The following is a 24,985-nucleotide window of genomic DNA, read 5'->3' on the forward strand; positions in this document are numbered from 1 at the left end:
TACCCATGGCGAATTGGTTGGATCATTCTCGGGATGATGACTTGGTTATCGCTATGTGCGGCGACAAGATTATAACTTTGAGTCAATTCAGGTGCGATGTTACCTATCTATTTAATAAAATTAATTTTTTACCCAATCAGCGCTGGGCACTCTGTTTTGAAAATAGTTATTGGTTTACTGTCGCGCTGCTGGCTACGCTGTATTGTCAAAAAACACCAGTAATTTTCGGTCATGCACGTGAGGCCGTTCTCAAAGAACAATTGCATGAGTTTGATGGCATGCTGACGGATCAGTTACTGAATCTTGCCTGCCCGAGCGTTACAGTGGCAAGCCATGCCGCTATTGGGGCTGATTATCATCCACTGCCTGATTGGCCTTCAGCTGCTTCACTAATCCTTTTCACCTCGGGTTCTACGGGTGCTCCCAAAGCAATCGTTAAATCTGTTGCGAGTTTGGATACCGAAAGCCATTGGCTGGCTGTTCAATGGGGACAGCGCTTTGATAGAAAGAGTAATCCATTAATTGTTGCGTCGGTGTCTCATCAACATTTATACGGACTGACTTTTCGTATCTTTTTACCTCTCTCGCTAGGTATTCCCTTTCAGGCTAAATTGATCGGTTATCATGAGCAACTTCAGTCACTACCTGAATCTTGCTCGCCGATATTTATCAGCAGCCCAGCATTTCTAAAGCGTATGGATACAAAACTGTCGCCGATTTCGTGTCGACAGATATTTTCCGCGGGCGGGCCGCTCAGTTATCACGATGCACAATCTACCCTAAATACACTGGGCATACTGCCAACAGAGATTTATGGTGCCACTGAAACCGGTCTTATTGCTTATCGCCACCAATCAGCACCTGAACAAGCATGGCAGTTTTTCTCCGGTGTCAGTTTGGAGATCAACAGCGATAAAACTTTCACTGTTTATTCTGCCTTGATACCTGAATCAACCGGTGTGCCGATGAGCGATATTATTGAGCTATCTGATAACCGGCAGAGTTTTTATCTGCTGGGGCGTCAAGATCGGATAGTTAAAATAGAAGAGAAGCGTGTTTCACTAACCGAGATAGAACAACGCTTAATATCACTTCCTGAAATTGCAGATGCGACGGTATTGGTCTTAACCCACAACGAAAGAGTAAACATTGCTGCTGTTGTTGTATTAACGGACATGGGTAAAGAGCAGGTGGCAGCCGCATCATTGGGTTTTTTAACGCAAAGTTTACGTAGCACTTTGCGTCACTGGCTTGATCCGGTCTCGCTTCCTCGTCGTTTACGTGTGATTGATGTTATCCCGCTGAACCCGCAAGGGAAGCGTGATTATGCCCGCTTACAGGAGTTATTCTTATGATGTTGCCCGTCGTTGTCAGTCAGCAAATAACAGGTGATCACTTTGCCAGCATTGATCTCTTATTACCTGCTGATTTACTGTGGTTTAGTGGTCATTTCCCCACCTGTCCAATATTGCCCGGCGTCGCACAAATTAATTGGGTTATGCACTACGCCAATCAGTTACTGGGTCAGTTGCCGGTCGTGAGAAGCATTGATGTCGTAAAATTCCAGCGGCCACTGATGCCTGACGATGAAGTCACTCTCGAACTCAATTGGGAACGAACAAATCATAAGCTGATGTTTAAGTACCTTGTCCAAGGCGAAATAACTGCCAGCAGTGGGAAAATATCCCTATGTCAGTAACGTCTTTCGCGCCGTGCGTGGTTATCCCTTGTTTCAATCATGGTGAGACCATGGCGAGTGTGTTATCTCAGTTGGCTGCGTATCAATTGCCGTGTCTGATAATTGATGATGGCAGTGATGTTGATACTGCCAATGAGCTAACACGCTTGGCGGCGAAATACCCGTGGGTACTGCTAATAACACAACCCGAAAATCGGGGGAAGGGGCATGCTGTTCTGAATGGACTGACTGTGGCACAAAAGCAGGGTTACAGCCATGCTTTGCAAGTCGATGCTGATGGCCAGCACCAATTATCTGATATTCCAATAATGTTGGCCGAGGCGGAAAAATACCCCCATCATCTAATTTCAGGGCGACCGGTTTACGATGAGTCTGTACCGAAGGCACGGCTTTATGGCCGCTATATCACTCACTTCTGGGTATGGATCGAAACCTTATCGCTATCGCTGAAAGACAGTATGTGTGGTTTTCGCGTTTATCCGATTGCTGAAACACAGGCTTTGGCTGCCCGGCACCCATTGGGGGTGCGAATGGATTTTGATACTGAGGTGATGGTGAGATTATATTGGCAGGGGACTGAGAGCCGGTTCTTGCCAACAAAGGTCACTTATCCCGCAGAAGGTATTTCACATTTTGATGCGCTGCATGACAACTTACGTATTTCGTGGATGCATACCCGGCTATTTTTTGGCATGTTGCCGCGTATTCCTGCGTTGCTAAAGCGTAATATGCAAAAGCCCGAGCACCATTGGTCCCAAACGAAAGAACGCAGTGGTTTGTGGGGGATGCGCTTGATGCTGCGCAGTTACAAAATTCTGGGTCGCACGGCTTTTAATCTGTTGTTATACCCTGTTATTGGCTATTTTTGGCTTACCGGCCATCGTCAGCGCCAGGCGTCAAACCATTATTTACAACGTCTTACGGCTTTCGCCAAACAGCAAAATCACCCCTTACCGGCATCTTTAAATAGCTTCCGTCATTTCATGCGGTTTGGTGAGTCTATGCTCGATAAACTGGCGAGCTGGCAAGGGGATTTAGTGATGGGCAAAGATGTGGCTTTGGTTGGGCGTGAGCGCTGTGAAGCACAGATCGCCAGCCGTCAGGGGGCGCTAATTCTGGCATCGCATTTAGGTGATATTGAATCTTGTCGTGCTTTGGCTGAGCTATCTGTTGGTGTAAAAGTTAATGCATTAGTCTTTACCCATCATGCCGCCCGTTTTAATCAGGTCATGCAGGAGATTAACCCACACGCACTGATTAACCTTATCCAGGTAACCTCGATTGGGCCTGATACGGCTATTTTATTACGCCAGAAGCTGGATGAAGGGGAGTGGGTCGCGATTGTCGGTGACAGAACTTCCGTCAGCCCTTATCAACGAGATAACCAACCAAGAGTCATTTGGAGCACCTTCTTAGGCCACCCCGCACCTTTCCCTGTTGGGCCGTTTGCGTTAGCTGCGGCATTGCGTTGCCCGGTGTTTTTGATGTTTGGTTTAAAACTCGGCGGGCAAGAGCGGCTGGCTGCACCATCAGGTGTTATTGATCCCACATCTGCTGCCCGATTACATGTTTATTTTGAGCCTTTCGCCGATCCATTGATATTACCGCGAGCAAATCGTCAGTCGGCATTGCAACAGACAGTGGATAGTTACGCCGCCCGTCTGGAGCATTACAGTTTATTAGCGCCGCTCGATTGGTTTAATTTTTATGATTTTTGGCATTTAAACGATGAAAAGCCAAACCAAGGAAATCAGTGACATGAATTTACCCGATGACCCGCGTTTTACAACCCGGATAGTTCACAATATCCCTTTTCATGATATTGACCCTATGGGGGTGGTGTGGCATGGCAATTATTTCCGTTATTTTGAAATTGCTCGTGAGGCTTTATTGAACCAAATTGATTATGGTTACCGCGCGATGCAGGCGTCAGGCTATGTGTGGCCAATAGTTGATACGCGAGTGAAATACATTGCCCCGCTCGAATTTGAACAGCGTATTCATATTTGTGCCTCTATTGAAGAATATGAGAATCGCTTGCGTATCGGTTACCAAATTTATGATGCGACCAGCGGGAAGCGCATGACAACGGGATACACCATTCAGGTTGCCGTTAAAGCATCCACGAAAGAAATGAGCTTTGTTTCACCACCGGTACTGCTGGAAAGAATGGGTATCGCCTCATGAAATCGATATTCACCGTTCTCTTACTCTGTCTGAGCCTCAGCGCTCATGCGGTAACGCTGGCATCATTACAACAGCGATTTAGCGAACAACCGGTGTTGCGTGCCGAGTTTGAACAGCAGCGCAGTATTAGTGGAATGAATAAACCTTTAAAATCAAGTGGTAATCTGCTGATTTCACGTGATAAAGGGCTGTGGTGGTCACAGCAGCAGCCTTTCGTTCTGACACTGCTACTCGACGATAAGCGCATGGTACAAACCATGGCAGGCCAGCCCGCACAGGTTATTACTGCTGACAGCAATCCGCAAATGTTCCAATTTAACCACTTATTAACGGCACTATTTCATGCTGATACGTCGATTTTGGAGCAGAATTTTACCTTAGCCTTCACGGATAGTGGTCAGGATCGCTGGGTGTTAGTGCTCACTCCGAAAACGACGCCATTGGATAAACTATTTAAAAGCATCACGTTGCACGGTCAATATTTTCTGGAAACTATCGATATTGAAGATATGCAGGGCGATGGGACCCACATCCGGTTTTTCAACCAATTAACTGAACCTAAGATACTGAGCCATGCCGAACAGCAGCTTTTTGCGCACTGATTGCCACCGAAAACTGGCTATCGGCTGGTTATTTATCTGTTTGCTATTACTGGCAACATTACTCTGGCTGATCCCTCGTAGCCAGATTAATAGCAGTGTCTTGGCACTATTGCCCAAGCAGGAGTTGGCAGGCGTACCTGTCGAATTAACCGAAGGGTTTAATCAGCGCCTTGATCGCCAATTAGTGTGGCTGGTTAGCCCAGTAAAAGACCAATTGGCTCCGGTGAACTGGTGGTTGCAGCAGTTGCAGAAAATGCCCGCGCTGCATCAGGTCAGTGGTGAGATGACTGCTCAACGTTTACAGGAGTGGGGTGCCTTTTTCTTTCAGCACCGCAATGTATTGCTGGATGAAGCTACCCGCCTGCGATTAAGCCACGGCGGTGAGGCGCAGGCTCAGTGGATACTGGGGCAGGCGTATTCGGCATTTGCTGGTGTGAGTGGTAAAGAGTTGCAGTATGATCCCTTGCTGTTGGTGCGTGGCTCTCAATTGGCACAACAACAAAACAGTGGGGCGTTAAGTATCAATAAGGGCTGGCTGGTGGCGAAAGATAGCCAGGGCCGCCAATGGTATTTAATTCACGGTGAATTACGCGCTTCATCTTATGATATGGCCAGCGCCCGTAGCACCGTTGAGTCATTGGCTGAATTAAAGCAGCAGCTTCAGCAGCGTTGGCCCGGTACTGAGGTCTTGGAGCGCGGCACGCTTTTTTACAGTAACTACGCGAGTCAGCAGGCTGAAAGTGATATCTCGACCATTGGTTTGATCTCCGTCGCCGGTGTATTCCTGCTGATATTGATAATGTTTAAGTCGCTATTGCCACTCGCCTTATGTCTTTTATCAATAACTATTGGGGCATTGGCTGGGGCGGTTGCCACGTTACTGGTCTTTGGCGAAGTCCATGTAATGACGCTGGTATTGAGTGCCAGTATCATTGGTATTTCAGCGGATTATACACTTTATTACCTGACAGACCGCATGGCGCACGGTGGTCAAACGACTCCATTGGAGAGCTTGGCAAAACTCTTCCCTGCACTATCAATGGCGCTACTCACCACCGTAATTGCGTATCTGATTCTGCTTATTGCACCTTTCCCTGGGTTGCAGCAATTGGCTGTTTTTGCGGCCGCAGGTCTAACTGCCGCCTGTATTACGGTGATGTGTTGGTATCCGATACTGGCTAAACGGTTGCCGGTGCGCCCGGTTCCCCGCATAAGGCTTATTCATCTGTGGCTAGACAGTTGGCAAAACAACCGAGTGTTGCGTTTAGGCTTGCCCGCCCTGATTATTATTTTGACTATCAGTGGGTTAGCTACATTACAAATTAATGACGATATCAGCGAGTTGCAGGCGATGCCGCGTGAGTTCCAGCAACAGGAACAGCGCATTGCGGCACTTACCGGTCAGCACAGCGACCAGAAATGGTTTGTTGTTTATGGTGATAATGCTGAGCAGGCATTGCAACGTCTGGAGCAGTTCTCTCCACAGCTATCACAGGCGAAAAAAGCTGGATGGATTGAAAGTTATCGTGTGTTGCCGTTGCCATCATTATTGCGGCAGCAGCAAAATCTGGCATTACTTGAGCAAACCGCGCCAGCCATTATCCACCAATTGCAACAGGCTGGTATTAGCGTTTCTCTGCCAGACTTGCCAGCACAAGGCAACCAGAAGACATGGGTGACACCAGATCAATGGCTTGGCTCCGTGGTCAGTGAAGGCTGGCGGTTACTTTGGCTCTCATTACCTGATGGGCGCACGGCGATGTTGGTGCCGGTAATCGGTGTCAGTAATCCGGCGGCACTGCAACAGTTAGCGGAGTCCGTGCCAGGAGTGACTTGGGTTGACAGAAAAACAGAATTCAATACGCTATTTTCCCTTTACCGCGCCTATCTATCATGGTTGTTACTCATTGCCGTGGTTGCTATCGCTGTAGTCTATTGCTGGCGCCTAGGTCTGCGTCGCGGCCTATATTGTGTGGCGCCGACGTTACTTTCATTGGGGATGGGGCTTGCGGTGCTTGCTCTTACCGGCCACTCGTTGAATCTCTTCTCGTTATTGGCATTAATATTGGTTTTGGGTATTGGCATCAATTATACCCTGTTCTTTACCAATCCCCGAGGGACGCCTGCCACGTCAATGTTTGCTATTTTTATGGCCGTGTTCACCACTCAACTGACTTTCGGCATGCTGGTATTCAGCCACACCCAAGCCATTAGTAGCTTTGGCATTGTGCTGAGCAGTGGTGTATTTACAGCCTTTTTATTAGCGCCTTTGGCGCTGCCCAAGCCAAAAGGAGAGCGTGCGTGAATTATAAACGCTGTGGGGTATTGCTAGTCTTAGCCTTATTGATGGTAGGGTGCGCCAGTTCGCCGGACCAAACGCAGCCTAAAGCCTGGCTTAAGCCTGGAGTGCGGGTCGCTTTGCCGCAACCAGTCTTGGCACAACCTATCAATCAGCAGCAATTACTGACCGCAACAGCACAGGGGAAGCAACAATCATTATTAGTGCTACTTCAGGCTGATGGGCAGCGCTTAACCTTGGTTGGGCTGTCGCCGCTTGGCATCCGCTTATTCAAGGTTTCCTATGACCAGCAAGGTATTCATTTAGAACAAACTATGAAAATTGTTGGATTACCTCCAGCAAATCAGGTTCTTGCCGATATTATGTTGAGTTATTGGCCCATCACGTCATGGCGTCCGTTATTACCCGAAAATTGGCGGCTGGTAGATGAAGGGGATAAACGCAGACTCTATGATGATAAAAACCAAATAGTGACGGAGATTAGCTACCAGATATCAGGTAGTACCCGTAAACCAATTACTATTGAGCAATTTGTCTTTCACTACCGTATTACTATCCAGAATGTGGAGGACTAATTGCGATGGTCTATTTCTCTGCAGTTGGCATGGTTAATGCGTTAGGTAGCTCACTGTCTGAGGTGAGTGCGAGCCTTCGTGCCGGGCTGGCCCCCGGCATGGCACCCCAGCAAGGGTGGCTCTTGGGTGATTCGCCTATCTGGCTGGGGGCGGTGAATACTGAATTACCGGCCTTGCCCGAGCCACTTTTGCAGCACAATAGCCGGAATAATCGCCTGTTGTTAGCGGCATTGTCGCAGATTCAACCTGAGGTTTCCGCATGCATCCTTCGCTATGGCGCATCACGGGTTGCTGTGATTATGGGAACCAGCACCTCAGGTATTTTTGAGGGGGAGCGGGCAGTTAGAGAATATATGCCCGGTTCTGGTGATGTTGCCGGGCAGTTTCCGCCAGAGTATCACTATCAACAGCAGGAGTTAGGTGATCCTAGCATCTTCCTCTCCCGTTATTTGGGGCTGAATGGCCCAAGTTATACCGTGTCCACGGCTTGTTCTTCCAGTGTACGGGCGATTATCAGCGGTAAGCGTTTGATCGAGTCTGGAATGGTCGATGCGGCGATAGTCGGTGGCGCTGACAGTTTGTGCCGTATGCCAATCAATGGTTTTAATAGTCTGGAGTCACTCTCGGCTGAGCGTTGTACCCCTTTTGCCGCCGGGCGCAAAGGGATCAACGTGGGGGAGGCCGCAGCGTTGATTTTATTGTCACGCGAGCCTTCACCTGTAGCACTACTCGGCGTGGGGGAGTCTTCCGATGCCTGGCATATGTCCGCCCCGCATCCTGAAGGGCATGGGGCGGAACAAGCTATCAGGATGGCGTTACGTCAGGCAGGATTGCAACCCGCTGATGTGGGCTATATCAATCTGCATGGCACGGCGACGCGGTTAAATGATCAGATAGAAGCGCTGGTTGTGAATAGAGTCTTTGGTCATCAGACACCTTGCAGTTCAACTAAACATCTTACCGGGCATACGTTGGGGGCTGCTGGGGCCACAGAGGCAGCGCTTAGCTGGCTGATGTTGAGCCGGACTTTACCCTCACCAGTACAAGATTTTTCTCATAGTGCTTGGGATGCAACTTTGGCCGAGATTAATTTGGTCACCAAACCGGAAGTACTTAAAACCCCGGTTATTTTGTCGAACTCATTCGCTTTTGGTGGCAACAACGCTTGTGTGATATTAGGAGCCGGCTGATGGCGTATTCCGCTGAACATTACCTACCGCATCAATCACCAATGGTGATGCTGGATGACGTCCATAGCGTAGGGGAGGACGGGGCTGAATGCAGCGTCACGCTGAGTAAGGATGGGGTGCTTGCGCCTTTCCTCGATGCTCAGGGCTGCCTCCCCAACTGGTTTGCTATCGAATTAATGGCACAAACTATCGGCGTGTGGCGTGGCTGGCATGGCTTGGCACAAGCGATACCCCCCACGATAGGGATGCTACTTGGTGGGCGAGCTATCAGTTGTGAATTACCGGTATTTCCAGCGGGTAGCAAGCTTCAGGTTTGCGTCCAGTTAATCCTGCAAGATGAAAAAATTGGCAGTTTCGAGTGCTGTATCAACATGGCAGGAAAGCAGGTTGCTCGTGGTCGGTTAAATACTTATCAACCAGATGCCGAAGAAATAAAAAAACTTACATTGGGGAAAGGCGCATGAAGCGTTCTATTTTAGTCACCGGGGCCAGCAAAGGGATAGGGCGAGCTATCGCACGCCGTCTGGCTGCGGATGGTTTTTTAGTGGTTGTGCATTATCACCAAGATCTTGCTGGCGGTGAAGCGACACTGGCTCAGATTATTGAGGCGGGTGGTGAAGGGCGCTTGATTTGTTTTGATATCAGCGACAGGCCGCAGTGTAAAGAGGTACTCGAGCAGGATATCGCCACTCATGGTGCCTACTACGGCGTGGTGAATAATGCCGGTATCACACGTGATGGCGCATTCCCAGCATTGACGCAAGAGGATTGGGATGGCGTCATTCATACTAATCTGGACAGTTTCTATAATGTGTTGCACCCCTGCGTAATGCCGATGATTGGTTTACGTAACGGCGGGCGCATTATCGCACTTTCTTCGGTCTCTGGTGTGGTGGGAAATCGTGGTCAGGTGAATTACAGTGCGGCTAAAGCAGGGGTTATCGGGGCTTGTAAGGCTCTGGCGCTGGAGTTGGCTAAACGCAAGATTACCGTGAATTGTATTGCACCTGGGTTGATTGATACTGGCATGATCAATATGGAGCCTATCGCGCTGCAAGAAGCCATGCGGATGATCCCACTTAAACGAATGGGAGAGGCCGAAGAGGTGGCTGGGTTAGCCAGTTACCTGATGTCAGATATTGCCGGTTATGTCACGCGTCAGGTGATCTCAATTAATGGAGGAATGGTATGAGCAGCAGGATGGTTGCCACCAATAGAGTTGTGATTACCGGAATGAGTGGAGTCACCGCCTTTGGCAATAACTGGGTGGATATTTCAGCACGTATTTATGCCGGTCAAAATGCGGTGCAATATATGCCGCAGTGGGAAGAGTATCAGGGGCTGAATACCCATTTAGGTGCGCCGATTGATGATTTTGTGGTGCCTGCACATTACACCCGTAAACGAATTCGCTCGATGGGGCGGGTATCCTTGTTGGCCACCAGAGCCACTGAGCTGGCGCTAGAGCAAGCGGGTCTGATGGGGGAAGATGTACTTACCAATGGGGATACTGGGATTGCCTATGGCTCTTCTACCGGTAGCACTAAGCCGGTGAGTGAATTTGCCACGATGTTAACCGAAAAACACACCAACAATATTACCGGCACGACCTATGTGCAAATGATGCCGCATACGGCAGCGGTGAATACCGGGTTATTTTTTGGTTTACGCGGGCGGGTTATTCCTACCTCAAGTGCTTGTACGTCAGGTAGTCAGGCAATTGGCTATGCCTATGAAGCAATCCGTCATGGCTACCAGAAAGTGATGGTTGCTGGTGGTGCAGAGGAACTGTGCCCTTCCGAGGCGGCAGTGTTTGATACCTTGTTTGCCACCAGCCAGCTAAATGATTCACCAAAATTATCGCCAAGGCCATTTGATCGCCAACGCGATGGTTTGGTCATTGGTGAAGGGGCGGGTACGTTGATTTTGGAAGAACTCGATCACGCCAAAGCACGTGGTGCCACTATTTATGGTGAAATCATCGGTTTTTATACTAATTGCGATGCCAGCCATATTACTCAACCGCAAAAAGAGACCATGCAAATCTGCATTGAAAAGGCGTTACTAAGCGCGGGCCTGGCTGCCGCTGATATTGGCTATATCAGTGCTCATGGTACCGCAACTGAACGCGGGGATATTGCCGAGAGTCAGGCTACCGCGGCTGTTTTTGGTAACCGGACCCCAATTTCCTCTTTGAAAAGTTATTTTGGTCATACCTTAGGGGCTTGCGGTGCTCTTGAAGCCTGGATGAGTCTGGAGATGATGCGGGCCGGGCGTTTCGCACCAACCATTAATCTTACTGACCCTGATCCCGCCTGTGGTGACCTGGATTACCTGATGGGCGAGGGGCGTTATATTGATACCGAATTCTTCCAAACAAATAACTTTGCGTTTGGCGGTATTAACACCTCATTGGTGATCCGCCGCTGGCCGTAACCGCCATTGGTTTCCTTATTGACCAACGCTGCTAATCTGGCCCGTAACATGTTAGCGCAGGAATTACGCTTGAGTGCTGACGATATGGCACTCAAGCGTCGCTGGATCGCGGTGAGCGATGAGCCAGCCCTGAAGGCTCGGCACCAGGATGGGATTAAGCGTGGTTTAATCCTTCATCTGAGCCATCTACCTCTGTGACTGGCTTCAAAAAGTAGGGGATTATTTGGCAGGGAACATTTGTGTCAGGCGTTCATTGATAAAATCAATAAAACAACGCAGCCGGTTACTGACAGCCTGATCACTGTAATACACCGCATTAATAGGCATAACAACGGGCAGAGTATGTTCCACCAGTAGCGGCACTAAGTCCCCACGTTGTAGATCGCGCCTGATCATGAAATCGGATAAGCAAGCAATGCCATTCCCCTCAAGGCAAAGGCGGCGTTGCGTCTCCCCATTATTTGACGTTAAATCTGAATTTATTTCATAAAGTTGCCCATCTGCACCTGCGAGCGGCCAACGATTTAACACTGGTAAATCATTGAACCCCAGACATAAATGATGCTGTAAATCCGCCACCGTTTGCGGTGTGCCATGCTGCTCCAGGTAGGCCGGTGAGGCCAGAATATGGCGGTAACTGGTCATCAGCTTTCTGGCACGTAAGGTGGAGTCCTGTAACGTGCCCACCCTGATGGCAATATCAACTTTTCGCTCAATCAGGTTAATAAAGGTCTCCGACGAAACCAGTGATAATGTCACCAATGGATAACGCTGACGAAACTCCGCCATCAGCGGAGCCAGAATGTGCAACACCACTGGAGTCGAAGCATCAATACGCAGCAATCCTTTGGGATTTAACTGATTATCGAGTATCTCGTTTTCCGCCGTGGCCATTTCACGCAGAATATTTTGCACTCGCCGAAAATAGTGTTCGCCTTCTTGCGTCAGGCTGATTTGCCGGGTTGTACGATTTAGCAGCGTCACCCCCAGCTTGCCTTCGAGTTTTTTTACTGTGCGGCTGACCACTGAATTAGCTTGATCCAGTTGCTCTGCCGCACGGCTAAAACTGCCACATTCCACCACGGTAACAAAAGTAATCAGTTCATCTGAATGCGCTTTCATTGTTGCTACTCCAGCAAAAATATTTTGATATTTTGAGCATTTTTGTTATTTAACCATAGGGACATAATAGCCGCTATCAAATTGACCCCTATTTCTGGAGTAATTATGCCGCTTGCATTATTGGCACTGACCATCAGTGCATTCGCTATTGGTACCACTGAATTTGTGATTGTCGGGCTGGTTCCGACCATCGCAGAACAACTGGGGGTTTCTGTGCCGTCCGCTGGTTTATTAGTTTCAATCTATGCATTGGGCGTTGCTATTGGTGCTCCAGTGCTAACCGCATTAACCGGGCGTATACCGCGTAAAATGTTATTGATTGGTTTGATGGTCTTGTTCACCCTAGGTAACTTATTAGCCTGGCAATCCCCCGGTTATGAGACTTTGGTTATTGCTCGTTTACTCACCGGTCTGGCTCACGGCGTTTTCTTCTCGATTGGTTCGACGATTGCTACCAGTTTGGTGCCAAAGGAGAAAGCCGCGTCGGCGATTGCTATCATGTTTGGCGGTTTAACGGTGGCACTGGTCACCGGGGTTCCGCTCGGGACATTTATTGGCCAGCATTTTGGCTGGAGGGAGACTTTCCTTGCGGTGTCACTGATTGGGGTTATTGCCATTATTGCCAGTGCCATTTTGGTTCCCAGTAATATTCCCAATAAGGCTTCAGCCAGTATAAAGCAGCAGTTACAGGTGCTCACCCACCCACGTTTACTGCTGATTTATGCCATTACCGCCTTGGGATACGGTGGTTTCTTCACCATGTTTACTTTCCTTGCGCCGGTGATGCAAGAGCTGGCTGGATTCTCACCTGCTGCAGTGAGTTGGATCTTACTGGCATATGGTGTATCGGTCGCGATGGGCAATATCTGGGGCGGTAAACTCGCAGATCGCCATGGTGCGGTACCTGCTTTGAGCTTTATTTTTACCGTACTTGCTGTCTTACTGTTTGTTTTCCAATTCAGCTCCAGTCACAGTATTGCGGCATTAATTACGTTGCTGGTCATGGGGGTTTTTGCCTTTGGTAACGTCCCCGGTTTACAGGCTTATGTGGTGCAGAAAGCGGAAGAATATACGCCACATGCCGTTGACGTTGCTTCTGGCCTGAATATCGCGGCGTTTAATGTAGGGATTGCGTTAGGATCGATTATCGGCGGGCAGACCGTTATCCGGGTTGGGGTGGCTCAGACCCCTTGGATCGGTGGCGTGATTGTTATTGGCGCACTATTACTGGTGACACTGAGTGGCAAACTGGACAAGAAGCACCAACGGCACGTTGCTGTCAGCTAAATTCTGGCAAGATAACTCAACAGTATCCATTGAAGCCTACGACTGTAGGCTTTTTTGTTAATAGAAGGCTTATTAGTGCATTATGAATCACATAGATTGAATCTCTCCTTGTATACCCCAATATCAGCATAATCCCGTAACTAAAAGAAATTACTGACGGGAGCATCTGAGCGTATAATCAGTGAACTACCGGCTGTTGTTACCTCTCGAGCCAGAGTGATTTCGAATAAGGAATAGGCCATCAAAGTGCCGAAACGAACATACGCAATGCGATATGTTGCAGGTCAACCGGTTGAACAGATTTTCCCAGGTTCTGCTAAGCAACTGGGGCTAGGGTTACCGCCAGGCGCGCCATTGCCAACTTCTGAATTTCTGCGTGTGATGGTGTGGAATATCTTTAAGCAACAGCGGGCGGAATGGCTCTCAGTGCTCAAAGAGTTCGGGCGCGATGCTCAACTGATGCTACTGCAAGAAGCACAAACTACACCTGAGCTGGTGCGGTTTGCTACGTCTCACTATCAGGCCGCCGATCAGGTGCCTGCCTTTGCGCTGCCTCAGCACCCTTCAGGAGTGATGACGCTTGCAGCCACCCATCCGGTCTACTGTTGCCCCCTGCGTGAGAGAGAGCCGTTACTGCGTTTGTCTAAATCGGCATTAATTACTGTTTACTCAATCCATGACGGCCGTTTATTGATGGTGGTAAACATTCACGCAGTGAATTTCAGCCTTGGTGTTGATGTTTACAGTAAACAACTTGAGCCAATTGGGGAACAAATCGCGATGCATCGCGGCCCGGTGATTCTGGCGGGGGACTTCAATGCGTGGAGCCGGCAGCGAGTTAATGCCTTACAGCGCTTTGCCCAAACTGTGGGGTTAGCTGAAGTTGAATTCCGGGCCGATAACCGTAGCCGTGCGTTTGGCCGACCGCTTGATTTTGTTTTTTATCGTGGTCTTACTCTTGCTGATGCGTCGGTATTAGTGACCCGAGCCTCTGATCACAATCCACTTCTGGTTGAATTCCAGCCATAAAAAAAGCACCCCGAAGGGTGCTTTTTAACAGCTTTAATCGCGATTCTGACTCTACGTATCCGGGGTTGATTTGCCGTTAACGAACAACGTCAATTTCAAGCCTGGTTGTAAACTATTAGCCTTGCTGACTACCGAATTCCATCGCATCACATCGTCGGTGTTTACACCGTGACGCTTGGCAATACTGGCAAAAGAATCACCTTTACGAACCTGATAGGTGATGCTGTTGCTGGTCTTTGTATTGCTTGCCAGTTGCAGGGTTTGCCCAACTTTTAAGGTGCTCTTGGCACGTAAGTTGTTCCAACTCTGCAAATCGCTGGTCTTGATATTCAACCGCTTGGCAATCGTAGATAAAGTATCGCCGGAGCTAACTTTATACTGCGAACCTGATGCTGATTTTGAGCTGTTCTGTGCCAACTTGGTTGGTTGAACGGCGGCAATATCAGTATCTGCCAATGAATCTTTAAGCTGCTCAGCATGGGCTTTCGGCAACATAATATAACGAGGACCATGTCCATCAGGTGCCGTTACATTGCGCTTATACCCAGAATTAAAGGATTTCAACTTAGTAAGTGACATCCCCGCCATCTCAGCCGCCTGAGTTAGCTGTATCTGCTGACCTACATCAACACGTGCTAATGCACGGTCTTTGTCGGGTTCTGGCAAGTTTATACCGTACTTTTTGCTGTTCTTGATTAAATCACCCAAGGCCAGCATTTTAGGAACATAAATTGACGTTTCACGTGGAAGCGACAATGCCCAAAAATTAGTCGGTTTACCCTTTGCCTTATTCGCTTTCACCGCTTGCATGACTCTGCCTTCACCACTGTTATAAGCCGCGACTGTTAACAACCAGTCACCGTCAAACATGTCGTTCAGGCGCTCCATCATATCAAGCGCTGCTTTGGTAGAAGCAACCACATCTCTGCGGCCGTCATACCATTGGTTTTGTTTCAAGCCATAGTTTCGACCTGTACTCGGCACTATCTGCCATAGCCCTGCGGCATTGGCGGATGATGTCGCGTGTGGGTCAAAAGCGCTCTCCACTATGGGTAGCAGTACCAGTTCCATCGGCATCTTACGTTTCTTAATTTGCTCGACTATCAGGTACATGTACGGCTCTGCCCGTAATGTTACATCGTGGAGATAGCTCTTATTTTTTAAGTATTTTTGTTTTTGTTCACGGATCCGGGAATTTTCCGGAACCTTCATCTTCAGCTCGTCGCTAATGAAGTTCCACAAATCTTGCTGCGCGAGGCCACTTTCACTATCAAGCCATCGCGCGTTGCCCTCTCGGGCGCTATTTGTGTACTCTCCTGCTTCACTCTCTTGACCTGCTGAAGACAAACTCTGTGCATGCTGTACGGGAACCTGTACGTCCTGCCTGGACGTCTGGCACCCAACAAGCAAGACTGAGGCGAGAAATATCGCTTTGGTCTTCATGTGTGTGTCAATGTCAGTTGCTTAAAAGACGACCAATCATACTTTGCTTCGACAAAAAACACAACTAAAAGCTCAGAAGCGGTCTTTCTGGGCGCGTAATTCAGAAAAAACTGAAGCAAGTGAGCTTGGTGGCGAGATAACGCCTATTTTCCTTTGTAAATCAATGTCATTGCAACGTAAAAAAACATTAATTTTGCGTTCAAATTGCAATTTTACCGGCAAGCTAGGTAGGTTTTTTGCCCGTAATTGCATGATTTGTTGTTGATATCTAGCAATATCTTCATCTGCGGGCAAAATGAAACGGGCAAACTTAAGATTTGCGAGAGTGTATTCATGCGCGCTGCAAATTAAGGTTTCATCGGGAAGTAGCGCGAGCCGTTGAATTGACGCATACATTTGCTCAGGTGTACCTTCAAACAGTCTGCCGCAGCCAGCGGAAAAAAGCGTGTCGCCGCAGAAAAGATAAGGTTCGCTGTAGTATGCAATGTGGCCAAGGGTGTGGCCGGGGACGGCAATAATGGTGTAGTTTTGGCCGCCAATTGTCAGGTGATCACCCCCATTTACGATAACTGTCGCACCTTTATTCGCTGTTTCTTGCGGGCCATAGACGGGAATATCGGGGAAATGGCGGCGTAACTCCGCCACACCACCGACGTGATCGTTGTGGTGATGGGTAAGCAAGATAGCCTGAGGGATATATTGGCCTTGGGCCACTGCTGCCAGTACCGGAGCGGATTCCCCCGGATCAACGATAACGCAGTGTTTTTGTGGGTTTGCCAATAGCCAAATGTAATTGTCTTGAAACGCCGGAATACTGATAAGATTCATTGGATACCTCTTTTGTTGGCAACCGCTTGAGCTTGAAAGAAGATAATATACCCGTCATCTTTCAAATCGCAGGTGTATTGGCTACTCTCGTTCATCCGCATCACTTACGAGTGTCAGCTCATCGGGATTAATGAGCCTCTTTGAGGTTCACTTGCTTGCCGCCTTCCTGCACTTTGAAATCTATTGGGTAGAAACATGAAACCAGCGCAAACACACCAACAGATCGATGCACCCACATCCTGGGCTGAGTTACCTTGGGGGGAGTATTATCGCGCAGCGCTCGAACAGCAATTACAACCTTGGTGGCCGAAGTTCTTTGGTTTTCATTTGTTGAAAATAGGCCAGTTAAGTGCGGAAATCGCCAGCGATAAATGTGCTATCTCCCATCAGGTTAATGTGGGGGAACAAGGTACTAATATGCAGGTGCTGGCCAGCCCATACCAGTTACCTTTTGCCGAAAAATCAGTAGATGCCTGTCTGTTATCCCACTCTTTAGCCTATGCCACTGACCCACATCGTATTTTGCGTGAGGTAGATAGGGTGCTTATCGATGACGGCTGGTTGGTTATCAGTAACTTCAATCCGATAAGTATATTGGGTGCTGGCAAGCTGGTACCACTATTACGCCAGCGCCAGCCCTACGTTAGCCGAATGTTTACTCAGATGCGCTTGCTGGATTGGCTGAGCCTACTGAACTATGAAGTTATGCATATGTCGTGCTTTCACGTTTTACCCTGGCATAAAGAAGGTGGGCGCTTTATCAGCACCCATCTACATGCATTGGGGTGTGTCAGCCTGATTGTGGCCCGTAAGCGCACTATACCTTTGACATTCAATCCGATGAAGTTTGGTGCACGTAAGCCTTGGTTCAGCCGTGCGGTTGGCGCAACCAAAAGTTATCGCGACCAACCTTGATTCGGTGTATGAAAGCCACTAATGCCGTGGCAACGTCAGGTAAGAAGAGTTAGTTGGGGATATAGCCAATATCGTCTTGTGTCGGTGAATTGGCCGCAAGGCGTGCCAGTTCATCGCAGCGTTCATTTTCAGGATGGCCAGCATGGCCTTTGACCCATTCCCATTGTACGGTATGGCCTTGGATTGCCAGATCCAGCCGTTGCCATAAATCGACATTACGTACCGGTTTGCGATCCGTGGTTTTCCAACCGCGCTTTTTCCAGTTGTGGATCCACTGTGTGATACCTTGACGCACATATTGGCTGTCAGTGCTCAGTGTCACCTGGCAAGGTGAGGTCAACGCTTCCAAGGCGACGATAGCAGCCATCAGTTCCATGCGGTTATTGGTTGTCAAACGGTAGCCAGCACTAAAGGTTTTTTCATGTTGTTTGTAACGCATAATTGCGCCATAACCACCGGGGCCAGGATTGCCAAGGCAAGATCCGTCGGTGAAAATTTCTACCTGTTTAGTCATCTCTGGTAGACTCTTCCTATCTGTTTAAACGTTAAGTCTGACATAAACGAGCGCTATGAGCACTGGCAATATGCAAGTTACACCGACCAGACAGATTGTTCTGGATACTGAAACCACCGGTATGAATAAGCTGGGCGTTCATTATGAAGGCCATCGGATTATTGAGATCGGTGCTGTTGAAGTGATCAACCGCCGCTTGACCGGCAGAAACTTCCATGTGTATGTGAAACCGGATCGTCTGGTCGACCCAGAGGCCTACGGTGTCCATGGTATCAGTGATGAGTTTTTAGCGGATAAGCCCACATTTGCTGATATTACGCCTGAGTTTCTGGATTTTATCCGTGGTGCTGAGCTAGTCATTCATAATGCGGCGTTTGATATCGGCTTTATGGATTACGAGTTCCGTATGTTGCAGCAGGATATTCCGAAAACGGAAACCTTCTGTACTATCACTGATAGCCTGTTATTGGCGCGCCGTCTGTTCCCAGGCAAGCGTAATAACCTTGATGCGTTGTGCGATCGCTATCTGATAGATAATACCAAGCGAACGCTGCACGGCGCATTACTCGATGCCGAAATTCTGGCTGAAGTGTATCTGGCGATGACTGGCGGTCAGACGTCACTGTCTTTCTCTATGGAAGGCGATCAGTCGCAAAATGATTCTTCCGAAGATATTCAGCGAATTACCCGACCAGCATCTGAGTTGAAAATAATTTATGCGGCTGAAGATGAGTTGCTAGCCCATGAATCGCGTTTGGATTTGGTGATGAAGAAGGGCGGCAGTTGTTTGTGGCGGATGCCGCTTGAATCGGAAGATAGTGCAAATGCAGAATAAAACGACTTCCAGATGAAAAACTGTGCAAACGGCTTATTTTGCTGGAAAAAATGTTGACGAGATTGCGTTCTATACGTAATATCTGCCTCGTTCTTAACCGGAACAGCAGCGTGGTGCGGTAGTTCAGTCGGTTAGAATACCGGCCTGTCACGCCGGGGGTCGCGGGTTCGAGTCCCGTCCGCACCGCCAACATTCAGACCCCAGTCTTATAAACAGACTGGGGTTTTTTATTTGTGGTCGATCATGTAACTGTCTCGTGACATTATTGGGGGAACTTTACCGCCCAGTAAAAACGACACGCATTCCCAATCTGCGAACGGCTTTCATCGGTAACTGTGGCTCAGGGTAAACCCCACAGATCTTACACTTGTGCTTATCTTTCCCCGCAGTGAATACTTGCGCCAAAAAAACAGTATTTAATATTGGCAGCATTATGACTAAACGCCGCTAGCGTAATTTATATGTCAGATGATGCTTATGCCTTGAAAAGGGCGTAGCAACTGAATATAGCCACTCCCTTTTATCCTATTTACAGCCCCGTGATGTATAAAACAGTTCAACCTAAATTGAGTTCTGCTGAACACGGGGTAAACATAACGTCTGGTTAAACCAGCAGATTCAGTAATAGTACAATACCCAGCCCTACTATCGAATTAGTCAATTCCAGCAAGCCCATGAGTTAAACGTATCTTTAATAGATAATCCGAAATACTCTTAAATAACCGGAATACAGCATCATTAACTCTGGTTCTCTTCGAATAAACCTCACTTATATGTTATTCAGTCCGTATGCGATATTGTTGTTCAACGAAAGCATCACCTGGGGTATTTTTGCCTGTTGCTCTCAGAATAGAAGGGAAGCCATAAAACATGGCAAAAAATGTGTTTTTTTCTATTTCTTTGTGGGAAATTTCAGATTTTAATTGTGGAAATAAAGTGATTACATTGTAATAAATACATTTAATAATGATTTTTTTATCGGGGTAATTCAGTATTATTTTGTAACTTGTTGTAAAGCATGTTGTTTTTATTCCCTTTCGACATGTGGTTAAAGAGTGCTAACTCGTGTTATATGAACTGTTTTCTTATTCTTAATTTTTAAACAAATGAGTGAATGTTGGGTTTTAAATGGCGTTCCTCGCTACTGATGCATTATATAAATCGGTGTTTATTTGTGTTTGTGGTTTTTTATTTCGCAAGCCAAGGAGATTAATTAACAATCTAATGATTTTTTATCTATATGGTAATTTCGGTGTGATATTTTGTTAAAAGTAAATTAGAAGATATAGTCTGTCTGAAATAATATCTGCAACAGATTGCTTTTCTGTAAGGAACTCATAAAAGCTTGGCGCTAACGTTATTTTGTCTGGTTAAGAAAAATCATATTCATTTATTAATTAACTTTGCCGCGTCAGTTTATTCTGGATGCGTGACTCATGGATTATTTTCCACAGGCAGCGGTATGTTTTATCGCGTAATAGCGATGACAAATAAATTAACAATAACCCTGCAAGCGGGGAATACCGTTTCTTTTGTTTACTATTGCTTATTTTAGTTTGCCAGGTCCGGCGGTATCACCGTCTCTAGGGAACGCGTCAATGAAAAAACCCATCAGACTGTCCATTATTGCCACCTTGCTTATCGGGGGCGGTGTGCTGTCCTGCGGGTTGATACCCGAGATGGGGTACGCCGAGTCTTCTCCTACCCGTATTTATACGGTGGAAAGCCGTACCAGTCTCTATCAGATTGCGTTGCAAAGTGGTCTGGACCTGCGCACCTTGCGCAAACTCAATAACGGTAGCCTGGACAAGCGCGATGAGCTGAATGCCGGTGAAAGCCTGCTGTTGCCCGCCAATTCCCCTCTGTTTCCGCTCGACCCGCTGGCGGGCAAGGCCATTGCCAGTAACCTGCCGGAGCTGGGTATGGGTAATGACCCCGTTCCGCTGGTGAGCAGTGGTGAACAAAAAACGGCGGCTGCCGCGCACGCTGTCGGGGCGCAGAACTGGAACAACATGACCAGCGACCAGATGAAAAATCAGGCCGAAAGTTGGGCGAAAGGCCAGGCCAAGGCACAGGTGGTTGACCCGTTGCGCCAGCAGGCCCAGGAATTATTGGGCAAGTTCGGCAAGGCCCAGGTCAATCTGGCGGTGGACGACAACGGCAGCCTCAGCAAGAGTGCCTTCTCACTTTTTTCGCCATGGTATGAGAACGACGCCATGGTGGCGTTTTCCCAGGTGGGGGTGCACCGTCAGGATAACCGGATGATTGGTAATCTCGGGGCCGGGGTGCGTTTTGATCAGGGCGACTGGCTGTTCGGTGCCAACACCTTCCTTGACCAGGATATCAGCCGCAATCACAGCCGATTAGGATTGGGGCTGGAGTGGTGGGCCGACAACCTCAAGCTGGCGAGCAACTATTATCACCCGCTGTCCGGCTGGAAAGACTCCAAAGATTTTGACGATTATCTGGAACGGCCAGCACGGGGTTTTGATGTGCACGCTCAGGGCTACCTGCCAGCCTATCAGCAGTTAGGGGCCTCTGCCGTGTATGAGCAGTATTACGGTGATGAAGTGGCGCTGTTCGGCAAGGATAACCTGCAAAAAGACCCCCATGCGGTGACCGTGGGTGTGGATTACACCCCGTTCCCGCTGGCCACCCTGAAGGTGAGCCACAAAATGGGCAAAGACGGCAAGAACAATACCGAGCTGGGTCTGCAGGTTAGCTACCAGATAGGCACGGCACTGGAGAAACAACTGGACCCAGGCAATGTGGCGGCCATGCGCAGCCTGAAAGGCAGCCGGTATGACCTGGTGGATCGTAACTACGATATCGTACTGGAATACAAAGAAAAAGCCGTGCTGTCGCTGGACTTGGCGGCGGTGCCAATGACGTTACTGGAAGGCGATGTCTACATGATGCAACCGCTGGTACGCAGCAAATACCGCATCACCAGTGTGAGCTGGCACGGTGATGCGGTGCCGCTGTTGCTGGTGCCCACGGCCGGGGCCAATAACCCGCAGGGCTGGCAAATCACACTACCCGCATGGGACGCCACGCCGGGGGCCACCAACCTCTACACCCTGTCCATCAGTATCGTGGACGAGAAAGGCCATCAGGCCACCTCAAATGATGTGGAAATCCGGGTCGGACAACAACGCCTTGGGCGATTGTTCATCGATGGCGACAGCGCGATGCCCGCCACAGGTCTGGATGCTGACGCAGTGAAGTTGTCGGCGCATCTGGAAGACCATCTGGGAAAATCCATCAACGACGCGGCATTAGCGCCGGTTTGGGTCGCCAGAAGTCTCTACTCCGGGGCGGTAGTGCCGCTGGTGACGGGCCCGACCTGCCCGACCGATGAGGACGGTTTTCCTGACGCCTGCCTGCGGGTAGTGCATACCGCGACCGAGGTACGTGATGGCATCACTTACTATGTCAACTCGCTGATAAGCAATCAGCCAGGGACTTTTATTATTACCACCGACCTCGGGGCTTACGGTGTGACCAACGCGAAAACCATCACGTTCACGTCTGCGTCGCCGATGGAGACTGTCGTGGCTCGCGCCGAAATTCGCGATCCGGCGGGGGAAGATTTACTCACGACCCACAACGCACCGCAGGTGGGAGTGACTTATACCGTGGTGCTGTTTGACGAGAATGATGTGGATGTCACGGAGACTCTTCCGGCGGACGAGGTGCATTGGGCACTGGACGGGACCAATACGGCGGGGTGTGCCATTACCCTGGATAACCATGATACCGGCATGACCGGGTACACCTTTACCCCGCGACCTAACGCCAGCAGTAACAGCGGTGTGGTCTGCGGTGATCAGGGCTTTGGGTTGAAAGTGAATTACTGACCCGTTTATGCGGGCTCCTCAGTGAATGCAGGGTAACGATGACCATGAAAATGACCACACACATGAAAAAAAGCCTGCGGTTGAATGCCGTGGCACTGGCATTGATGCTGGTGGGCAGTACGCTCAATCCGGTCTGGGCGGGCAGTACGCCGACCACCACCGCTACCCAGGGCAGCGCCCCGTCGCTGAGTGCGTCAAACAACCTGCCGCACACGGTGGATTTTAGCGGGACTTTTGCCAGCCAAGGTGCGCTGTCTACCGGTGACACAGTGGTGATGACCTATCACTACACCGATGCGGAGGGTGATGTGGATGATTCGCTGTCCACGGTGGTCTGGTACTACACCCTGAACGGGACTGATGTGCCGATAACGGCCATGACCAATGTAGCCGCCATTGACGGTGCGCCGGCTACCTCGACCATCACCCTTCCGGCGGGCGCACTGGGTGCGTCGGCCATTAAAGTGGAAATCTGGGAGCAATCCCAAACCGGTCTGCCGCTGCGCGGCCAGCAGTCGATTCTGGTGCTGGACACCAGTGGCGCAACCGGCACGGGCGGCGGCGGTACGCTGACTCCGCCGGGGCCGGTTGTCTCGGGTGTGGGTATCAGTGGCGGGATATTCCTGGCGTCGGACACACCGGGGGCAGGCAGTGGGGCTATCGATTACGCTCGCTCAACGACGGTCCACCCGACCGTGGGGGCCACGTATGTGTTCCGGGCCTGGGATGACAGCAACAGTAACGGGGTATGGGACGCGGGAGAAGCTGACCTGACAGCGACGGTGAGCCACATTCAATGGCAACTGGACGGCAGTAATGCGGCTGCGGCAGGCAGCAGTTCACCGGCAGTACTGTCTGGCCGCGCGATATCAGGGGCGACTACTCATAGCTATACCGTACCGGTCAACAGTGTTTCAAGCTCAGGGGCCATTCCGGGGGATCAGGGGTTCAGTCTGAAGGTGACTTTCGAGTAAGGCCATCTGGCCAAGGGCTGCATCGGGTGTGTTACCGAGCGGACAAAAGTACCTGGCCGCTATGGTCACGGATAACGACGCTACAACAGTGACTGATGGTGTCACCGCATAATCAGTGTGCACATTGTTCTATAAGGAAAGCAGAAGATGAGAATCACCAAGACCCGTACATTTACATTAAAGAAAGTCGCTCTGGCACTGATGATAGCCGCGGGCACCATTACCAGTGCCTATGCGGTAGTGACTGGTTCGACTGGCACTATTCGGGGCGTTATTCCGGTGCTGAAATCTGCCAGTGGTGCTGACATCCACGCAGTGGATTTTGCGACCAATGGTACTAACCCGTTGATGCCGGTCACCGGTGACACCATCACCATGACCTACAAATACACTGATACTGATGGTGATGCGGATAACTCCACGACCACGGTACACTGGTACTACGTGCCCGCCAACGGTACGGCCCCGCAGGTAGAAATCACCACAGGGATTACCAATGCGCTGGCTGGCGATACCACCGATAGTGCAGGCGGCAGCAGCGCAGTTGTCATTCCCGATGAAGCGCTAGGGGCCATCATTAAAGCAGTCATCACGGAGACATCCGTGACGGGTGACCTAAATACCGGCTACACCCTTACCTATGACAATGTCTCTAAACCGGGCGCTATCACTCCGGGACCCGATGGCGGCACCGATACTGGCGGAGGTGGGGAAACGACGGTTCCTGACCAACCCGTTGGACCGGGGGCCGATTTGATCCCGGCTATTTACGCAACCACGGATACTGGTTTCACCACCAACCTGCTTGCCGAAGAGAATGCGAATATCAAACTGAAAGTCGGTGCGACCTATCAGTTCAAACTGTTCGGGTCAGATGGCACTACCGACCTGACCAGTACTGTCAATTACAAATGGAAACTTACCGGGAGCAGTGCAACCACCCATACTGCAGCCCCGGAAACCTTGTTCAATCCAGATGCTAACTTCGTGGTACCGGCAAATGTGGCGGCTCAGGCGATCGTTGTGTCACCAGACGGTGTGCAGGGCTTTGGTTTGGCGGTCGATTACAACGCCAAACAGTAAAGGATTTTACTCTCTGGCAGGCCTTTCGGGGCCTGTTTTTACCGATATTCAAGACAGACACTACAGGGGCTATCTGAGCGTTTGCGCTTAGACGAGTGTTCAGATAG

At 49.5% G+C, this 24,985-nt stretch carries 23 protein-coding genes, 1 tRNA gene and 1 pseudogene; 20 read left to right on the forward strand and 5 right to left on the reverse strand.

The features are described 5' to 3' along the window. The first annotated feature begins 5 nt into the window (after nucleotides 1-5). Genes EL015_RS04870 through EL015_RS21785 form a run of 12 tightly spaced genes read left to right on the forward strand, consistent with a single transcriptional unit; the run spans nucleotide 6 to nucleotide 11,186 of the window. A complete protein-coding gene (locus tag EL015_RS04870; RefSeq protein ID WP_005190840.1) occupies nucleotides 6-1,355 on the forward strand; it encodes an AMP-binding protein in 1,350 nt (449 codons plus the stop codon). Continuing rightward, entirely contained in the window at nucleotides 1,352-1,699 is a 348-nt protein-coding gene (locus EL015_RS04875; RefSeq protein ID WP_032907568.1) for an ApeI family dehydratase, read from the forward strand. Before EL015_RS04870 ends, EL015_RS04875 begins: the two co-directional genes overlap by 4 nt. Then, nucleotides 1,690-3,456, forward strand: coding sequence for a glycosyltransferase family 2 protein (locus tag EL015_RS04880; RefSeq protein WP_032907567.1), 1,767 nt, complete (start codon nucleotides 1,690-1,692; stop codon nucleotides 3,454-3,456). The genes EL015_RS04875 and EL015_RS04880 overlap by 10 nt, the downstream gene beginning before the upstream one ends. A 1-nt stretch (nucleotide 3,457) precedes the next feature. Further along, complete coding sequence (locus tag EL015_RS04885; RefSeq protein ID WP_005190831.1) at nucleotides 3,458-3,886, forward strand: acyl-CoA thioesterase; 429 nt, start codon at nucleotides 3,458-3,460, stop codon at nucleotides 3,884-3,886. Beyond that, nucleotides 3,883-4,488: a LolA family protein gene (locus tag EL015_RS04890; protein ID WP_032907566.1), complete on the forward strand. Its 606-nt coding sequence runs from the start codon at nucleotides 3,883-3,885 to the stop codon at nucleotides 4,486-4,488. Before EL015_RS04885 ends, EL015_RS04890 begins: the two co-directional genes overlap by 4 nt. After that, complete coding sequence (locus tag EL015_RS04895) at nucleotides 4,460-6,793, forward strand: MMPL family transporter (RefSeq protein WP_032907565.1); 2,334 nt, start codon at nucleotides 4,460-4,462, stop codon at nucleotides 6,791-6,793. The genes EL015_RS04890 and EL015_RS04895 overlap by 29 nt, the downstream gene beginning before the upstream one ends. Nucleotides 6,794-6,834: 41 nt before the next feature. Continuing rightward, a complete protein-coding gene (locus EL015_RS04900) occupies nucleotides 6,835-7,362 on the forward strand; it encodes a DUF3261 domain-containing protein (protein ID WP_005190824.1) in 528 nt (175 codons plus the stop codon). Between the two features lie 5 nt (nucleotides 7,363-7,367). Beyond that, complete coding sequence (locus EL015_RS04905) at nucleotides 7,368-8,552, forward strand: beta-ketoacyl-[acyl-carrier-protein] synthase family protein (protein ID WP_005190822.1); 1,185 nt, start codon at nucleotides 7,368-7,370, stop codon at nucleotides 8,550-8,552. Next, on the forward strand, nucleotides 8,552-9,016 hold the full coding sequence (locus tag EL015_RS04910) for a hotdog family protein (RefSeq protein ID WP_032907563.1): 465 nt from the start codon (nucleotides 8,552-8,554) through the stop codon (nucleotides 9,014-9,016). The genes EL015_RS04905 and EL015_RS04910 overlap by 1 nt, the downstream gene beginning before the upstream one ends. Beyond that, nucleotides 9,013-9,744, forward strand: coding sequence for a 3-ketoacyl-ACP reductase FabG2 (locus EL015_RS04915; RefSeq protein WP_032907562.1), 732 nt, complete (start codon nucleotides 9,013-9,015; stop codon nucleotides 9,742-9,744). Before EL015_RS04910 ends, EL015_RS04915 begins: the two co-directional genes overlap by 4 nt. Nucleotides 9,745-9,752: 8 nt before the next feature. Next, nucleotides 9,753-10,988, forward strand: a complete 1,236-nt coding sequence (locus tag EL015_RS04920; protein WP_005190817.1) for a beta-ketoacyl-ACP synthase — start codon at nucleotides 9,753-9,755, stop codon at nucleotides 10,986-10,988. 18 nt (nucleotides 10,989-11,006) lie between these two features. After that, nucleotides 11,007-11,186, forward strand: coding sequence for a hypothetical protein (locus EL015_RS21785; RefSeq protein WP_032907561.1), 180 nt, complete (start codon nucleotides 11,007-11,009; stop codon nucleotides 11,184-11,186). Nucleotides 11,187-11,207: 21 nt separating this feature from the next. On the opposite strand, the gene yafC is transcribed toward EL015_RS21785, so the two are convergent. After that, nucleotides 11,208-12,110: a DNA-binding transcriptional regulator YafC gene (gene yafC / locus EL015_RS04930; protein ID WP_005190811.1), complete on the reverse strand. Its 903-nt coding sequence runs from the start codon at nucleotides 12,108-12,110 to the stop codon at nucleotides 11,208-11,210. 105 nt (nucleotides 12,111-12,215) lie between these two features. On the opposite strand from yafC, the gene EL015_RS04935 reads away from it, so the two are divergent. Beyond that, nucleotides 12,216-13,397: an MFS transporter gene (locus EL015_RS04935; RefSeq protein ID WP_005190808.1), complete on the forward strand. Its 1,182-nt coding sequence runs from the start codon at nucleotides 12,216-12,218 to the stop codon at nucleotides 13,395-13,397. 246 nt (nucleotides 13,398-13,643) lie between these two features. Continuing rightward, a complete protein-coding gene (locus EL015_RS04940) occupies nucleotides 13,644-14,426 on the forward strand; it encodes an endonuclease/exonuclease/phosphatase family protein (protein WP_071843441.1) in 783 nt (260 codons plus the stop codon). Between the two features lie 51 nt (nucleotides 14,427-14,477). Here EL015_RS04940 and mltD read toward each other — a convergent pair whose 3' ends face one another. Together mltD and gloB are read right to left on the reverse strand one after the other, a co-directional pair. Next, nucleotides 14,478-15,869: a murein transglycosylase D gene (gene mltD / locus EL015_RS04945; RefSeq protein ID WP_032907560.1), complete on the reverse strand. Its 1,392-nt coding sequence runs from the start codon at nucleotides 15,867-15,869 to the stop codon at nucleotides 14,478-14,480. Between the two features lie 72 nt (nucleotides 15,870-15,941). Continuing rightward, nucleotides 15,942-16,697 (reverse strand): hydroxyacylglutathione hydrolase, encoded by a 756-nt coding sequence (gene gloB / locus EL015_RS04950; protein ID WP_005190801.1) that lies wholly within the window; start codon nucleotides 16,695-16,697, stop codon nucleotides 15,942-15,944. A gap of 195 nt (nucleotides 16,698-16,892) precedes the next feature. On the opposite strand from gloB, the gene EL015_RS04955 reads away from it, so the two are divergent. After that, nucleotides 16,893-17,612: a class I SAM-dependent methyltransferase gene (locus tag EL015_RS04955; protein WP_005190798.1), complete on the forward strand. Its 720-nt coding sequence runs from the start codon at nucleotides 16,893-16,895 to the stop codon at nucleotides 17,610-17,612. 49 nt (nucleotides 17,613-17,661) lie between these two features. On the opposite strand, the gene rnhA is transcribed toward EL015_RS04955, so the two are convergent. After that, nucleotides 17,662-18,126, reverse strand: coding sequence for a ribonuclease HI (gene rnhA / locus EL015_RS04960; RefSeq protein ID WP_005190796.1), 465 nt, complete (start codon nucleotides 18,124-18,126; stop codon nucleotides 17,662-17,664). A gap of 70 nt (nucleotides 18,127-18,196) precedes the next feature. Here rnhA and dnaQ point away from each other — a divergent pair, with 70 nt between their 5' ends. Both dnaQ and EL015_RS04970 read left to right on the forward strand, forming a co-directional pair. Further along, nucleotides 18,197-18,961: a DNA polymerase III subunit epsilon gene (gene dnaQ, locus EL015_RS04965; protein ID WP_032907573.1), complete on the forward strand. Its 765-nt coding sequence runs from the start codon at nucleotides 18,197-18,199 to the stop codon at nucleotides 18,959-18,961. A gap of 112 nt (nucleotides 18,962-19,073) precedes the next feature. Next, nucleotides 19,074-19,150 (forward strand) — tRNA-Asp (locus tag EL015_RS04970). A gap of 415 nt (nucleotides 19,151-19,565) precedes the next feature. On the opposite strand, the pseudogene EL015_RS22160 reads toward EL015_RS04970, so the two are convergent. Next, nucleotides 19,566-19,710 (reverse strand): annotated as a pseudogene (locus EL015_RS22160) (GntT/GntP/DsdX family permease); the annotation flags it as partial. Between the two features lie 849 nt (nucleotides 19,711-20,559). On the opposite strand from EL015_RS22160, the gene EL015_RS04980 reads away from it, so the two are divergent. The 3 genes from EL015_RS04980 to EL015_RS04990 all read left to right on the forward strand — a co-directional run bounded on the left by EL015_RS04980 (nucleotide 20,560) and on the right by EL015_RS04990 (nucleotide 24,878). After that, complete coding sequence (locus EL015_RS04980) at nucleotides 20,560-22,821, forward strand: inverse autotransporter beta domain-containing protein (RefSeq protein ID WP_005190784.1); 2,262 nt, start codon at nucleotides 20,560-20,562, stop codon at nucleotides 22,819-22,821. Nucleotides 22,822-22,865: 44 nt separating this feature from the next. Then, nucleotides 22,866-23,795, forward strand: coding sequence for a SinI family autotransporter-associated protein (locus EL015_RS04985; RefSeq protein WP_126286775.1), 930 nt, complete (start codon nucleotides 22,866-22,868; stop codon nucleotides 23,793-23,795). 147 nt (nucleotides 23,796-23,942) lie between these two features. After that, the gene (locus EL015_RS04990) at nucleotides 23,943-24,878 is read left to right on the forward strand and encodes a SinI family autotransporter-associated protein (RefSeq protein ID WP_005190777.1); all 936 of its coding nucleotides are present in this window, start codon (nucleotides 23,943-23,945) and stop codon (nucleotides 24,876-24,878) included. Nucleotides 24,879-24,985 lie beyond the last annotated feature (107 nt).

Source organism: Yersinia intermedia, from assembly GCF_900635455.1.
GTDB lineage: Bacteria > Pseudomonadota > Gammaproteobacteria > Enterobacterales > Enterobacteriaceae > Yersinia > Yersinia intermedia.

What these genes read in the sequence shown, in the direction of transcription:
- EL015_RS04870 (WP_005190840.1), top strand. Translation starts at nt 6, where the DNA reads ATGGCGAATTGGTTGGATCATTCTCGGGATGATGACTTGGTTATCGCT.
- EL015_RS04875 (WP_032907568.1), top strand. Translation starts at nt 1,352, where the DNA reads ATGATGTTGCCCGTCGTTGTCAGTCAGCAAATAACAGGTGATCACTTT.
- EL015_RS04880 (WP_032907567.1), top strand. Translation starts at nt 1,690, where the DNA reads ATGTCAGTAACGTCTTTCGCGCCGTGCGTGGTTATCCCTTGTTTCAAT.
- EL015_RS04885 (WP_005190831.1), top strand. Translation starts at nt 3,458, where the DNA reads ATGAATTTACCCGATGACCCGCGTTTTACAACCCGGATAGTTCACAAT.
- EL015_RS04890 (WP_032907566.1), top strand. Translation starts at nt 3,883, where the DNA reads ATGAAATCGATATTCACCGTTCTCTTACTCTGTCTGAGCCTCAGCGCT.
- EL015_RS04895 (WP_032907565.1), top strand. Translation starts at nt 4,460, where the DNA reads ATGCCGAACAGCAGCTTTTTGCGCACTGATTGCCACCGAAAACTGGCT.
- EL015_RS04900 (WP_005190824.1), top strand. Translation starts at nt 6,835, where the DNA reads ATGGTAGGGTGCGCCAGTTCGCCGGACCAAACGCAGCCTAAAGCCTGG.
- EL015_RS04905 (WP_005190822.1), top strand. Translation starts at nt 7,368, where the DNA reads ATGGTCTATTTCTCTGCAGTTGGCATGGTTAATGCGTTAGGTAGCTCA.
- EL015_RS04910 (WP_032907563.1), top strand. Translation starts at nt 8,552, where the DNA reads ATGGCGTATTCCGCTGAACATTACCTACCGCATCAATCACCAATGGTG.
- EL015_RS04915 (WP_032907562.1), top strand. Translation starts at nt 9,013, where the DNA reads ATGAAGCGTTCTATTTTAGTCACCGGGGCCAGCAAAGGGATAGGGCGA.
- EL015_RS04920 (WP_005190817.1), top strand. Translation starts at nt 9,753, where the DNA reads ATGGTTGCCACCAATAGAGTTGTGATTACCGGAATGAGTGGAGTCACC.
- yafC (WP_005190811.1), bottom strand. Translation starts at nt 12,110, where the DNA reads ATGAAAGCGCATTCAGATGAACTGATTACTTTTGTTACCGTGGTGGAA.
- EL015_RS04935 (WP_005190808.1), top strand. Translation starts at nt 12,216, where the DNA reads ATGCCGCTTGCATTATTGGCACTGACCATCAGTGCATTCGCTATTGGT.
- mltD (WP_032907560.1), bottom strand. Translation starts at nt 15,869, where the DNA reads ATGAAGACCAAAGCGATATTTCTCGCCTCAGTCTTGCTTGTTGGGTGC.
- gloB (WP_005190801.1), bottom strand. Translation starts at nt 16,697, where the DNA reads ATGAATCTTATCAGTATTCCGGCGTTTCAAGACAATTACATTTGGCTA.
- EL015_RS04955 (WP_005190798.1), top strand. Translation starts at nt 16,893, where the DNA reads ATGAAACCAGCGCAAACACACCAACAGATCGATGCACCCACATCCTGG.
- rnhA (WP_005190796.1), bottom strand. Translation starts at nt 18,126, where the DNA reads ATGACTAAACAGGTAGAAATTTTCACCGACGGATCTTGCCTTGGCAAT.
- dnaQ (WP_032907573.1), top strand. Translation starts at nt 18,197, where the DNA reads ATGCAAGTTACACCGACCAGACAGATTGTTCTGGATACTGAAACCACC.
- EL015_RS04980 (WP_005190784.1), top strand. Translation starts at nt 20,560, where the DNA reads ATGAAAAAACCCATCAGACTGTCCATTATTGCCACCTTGCTTATCGGG.
- EL015_RS04985 (WP_126286775.1), top strand. Translation starts at nt 22,866, where the DNA reads ATGAAAATGACCACACACATGAAAAAAAGCCTGCGGTTGAATGCCGTG.
- EL015_RS04990 (WP_005190777.1), top strand. Translation starts at nt 23,943, where the DNA reads ATGAGAATCACCAAGACCCGTACATTTACATTAAAGAAAGTCGCTCTG.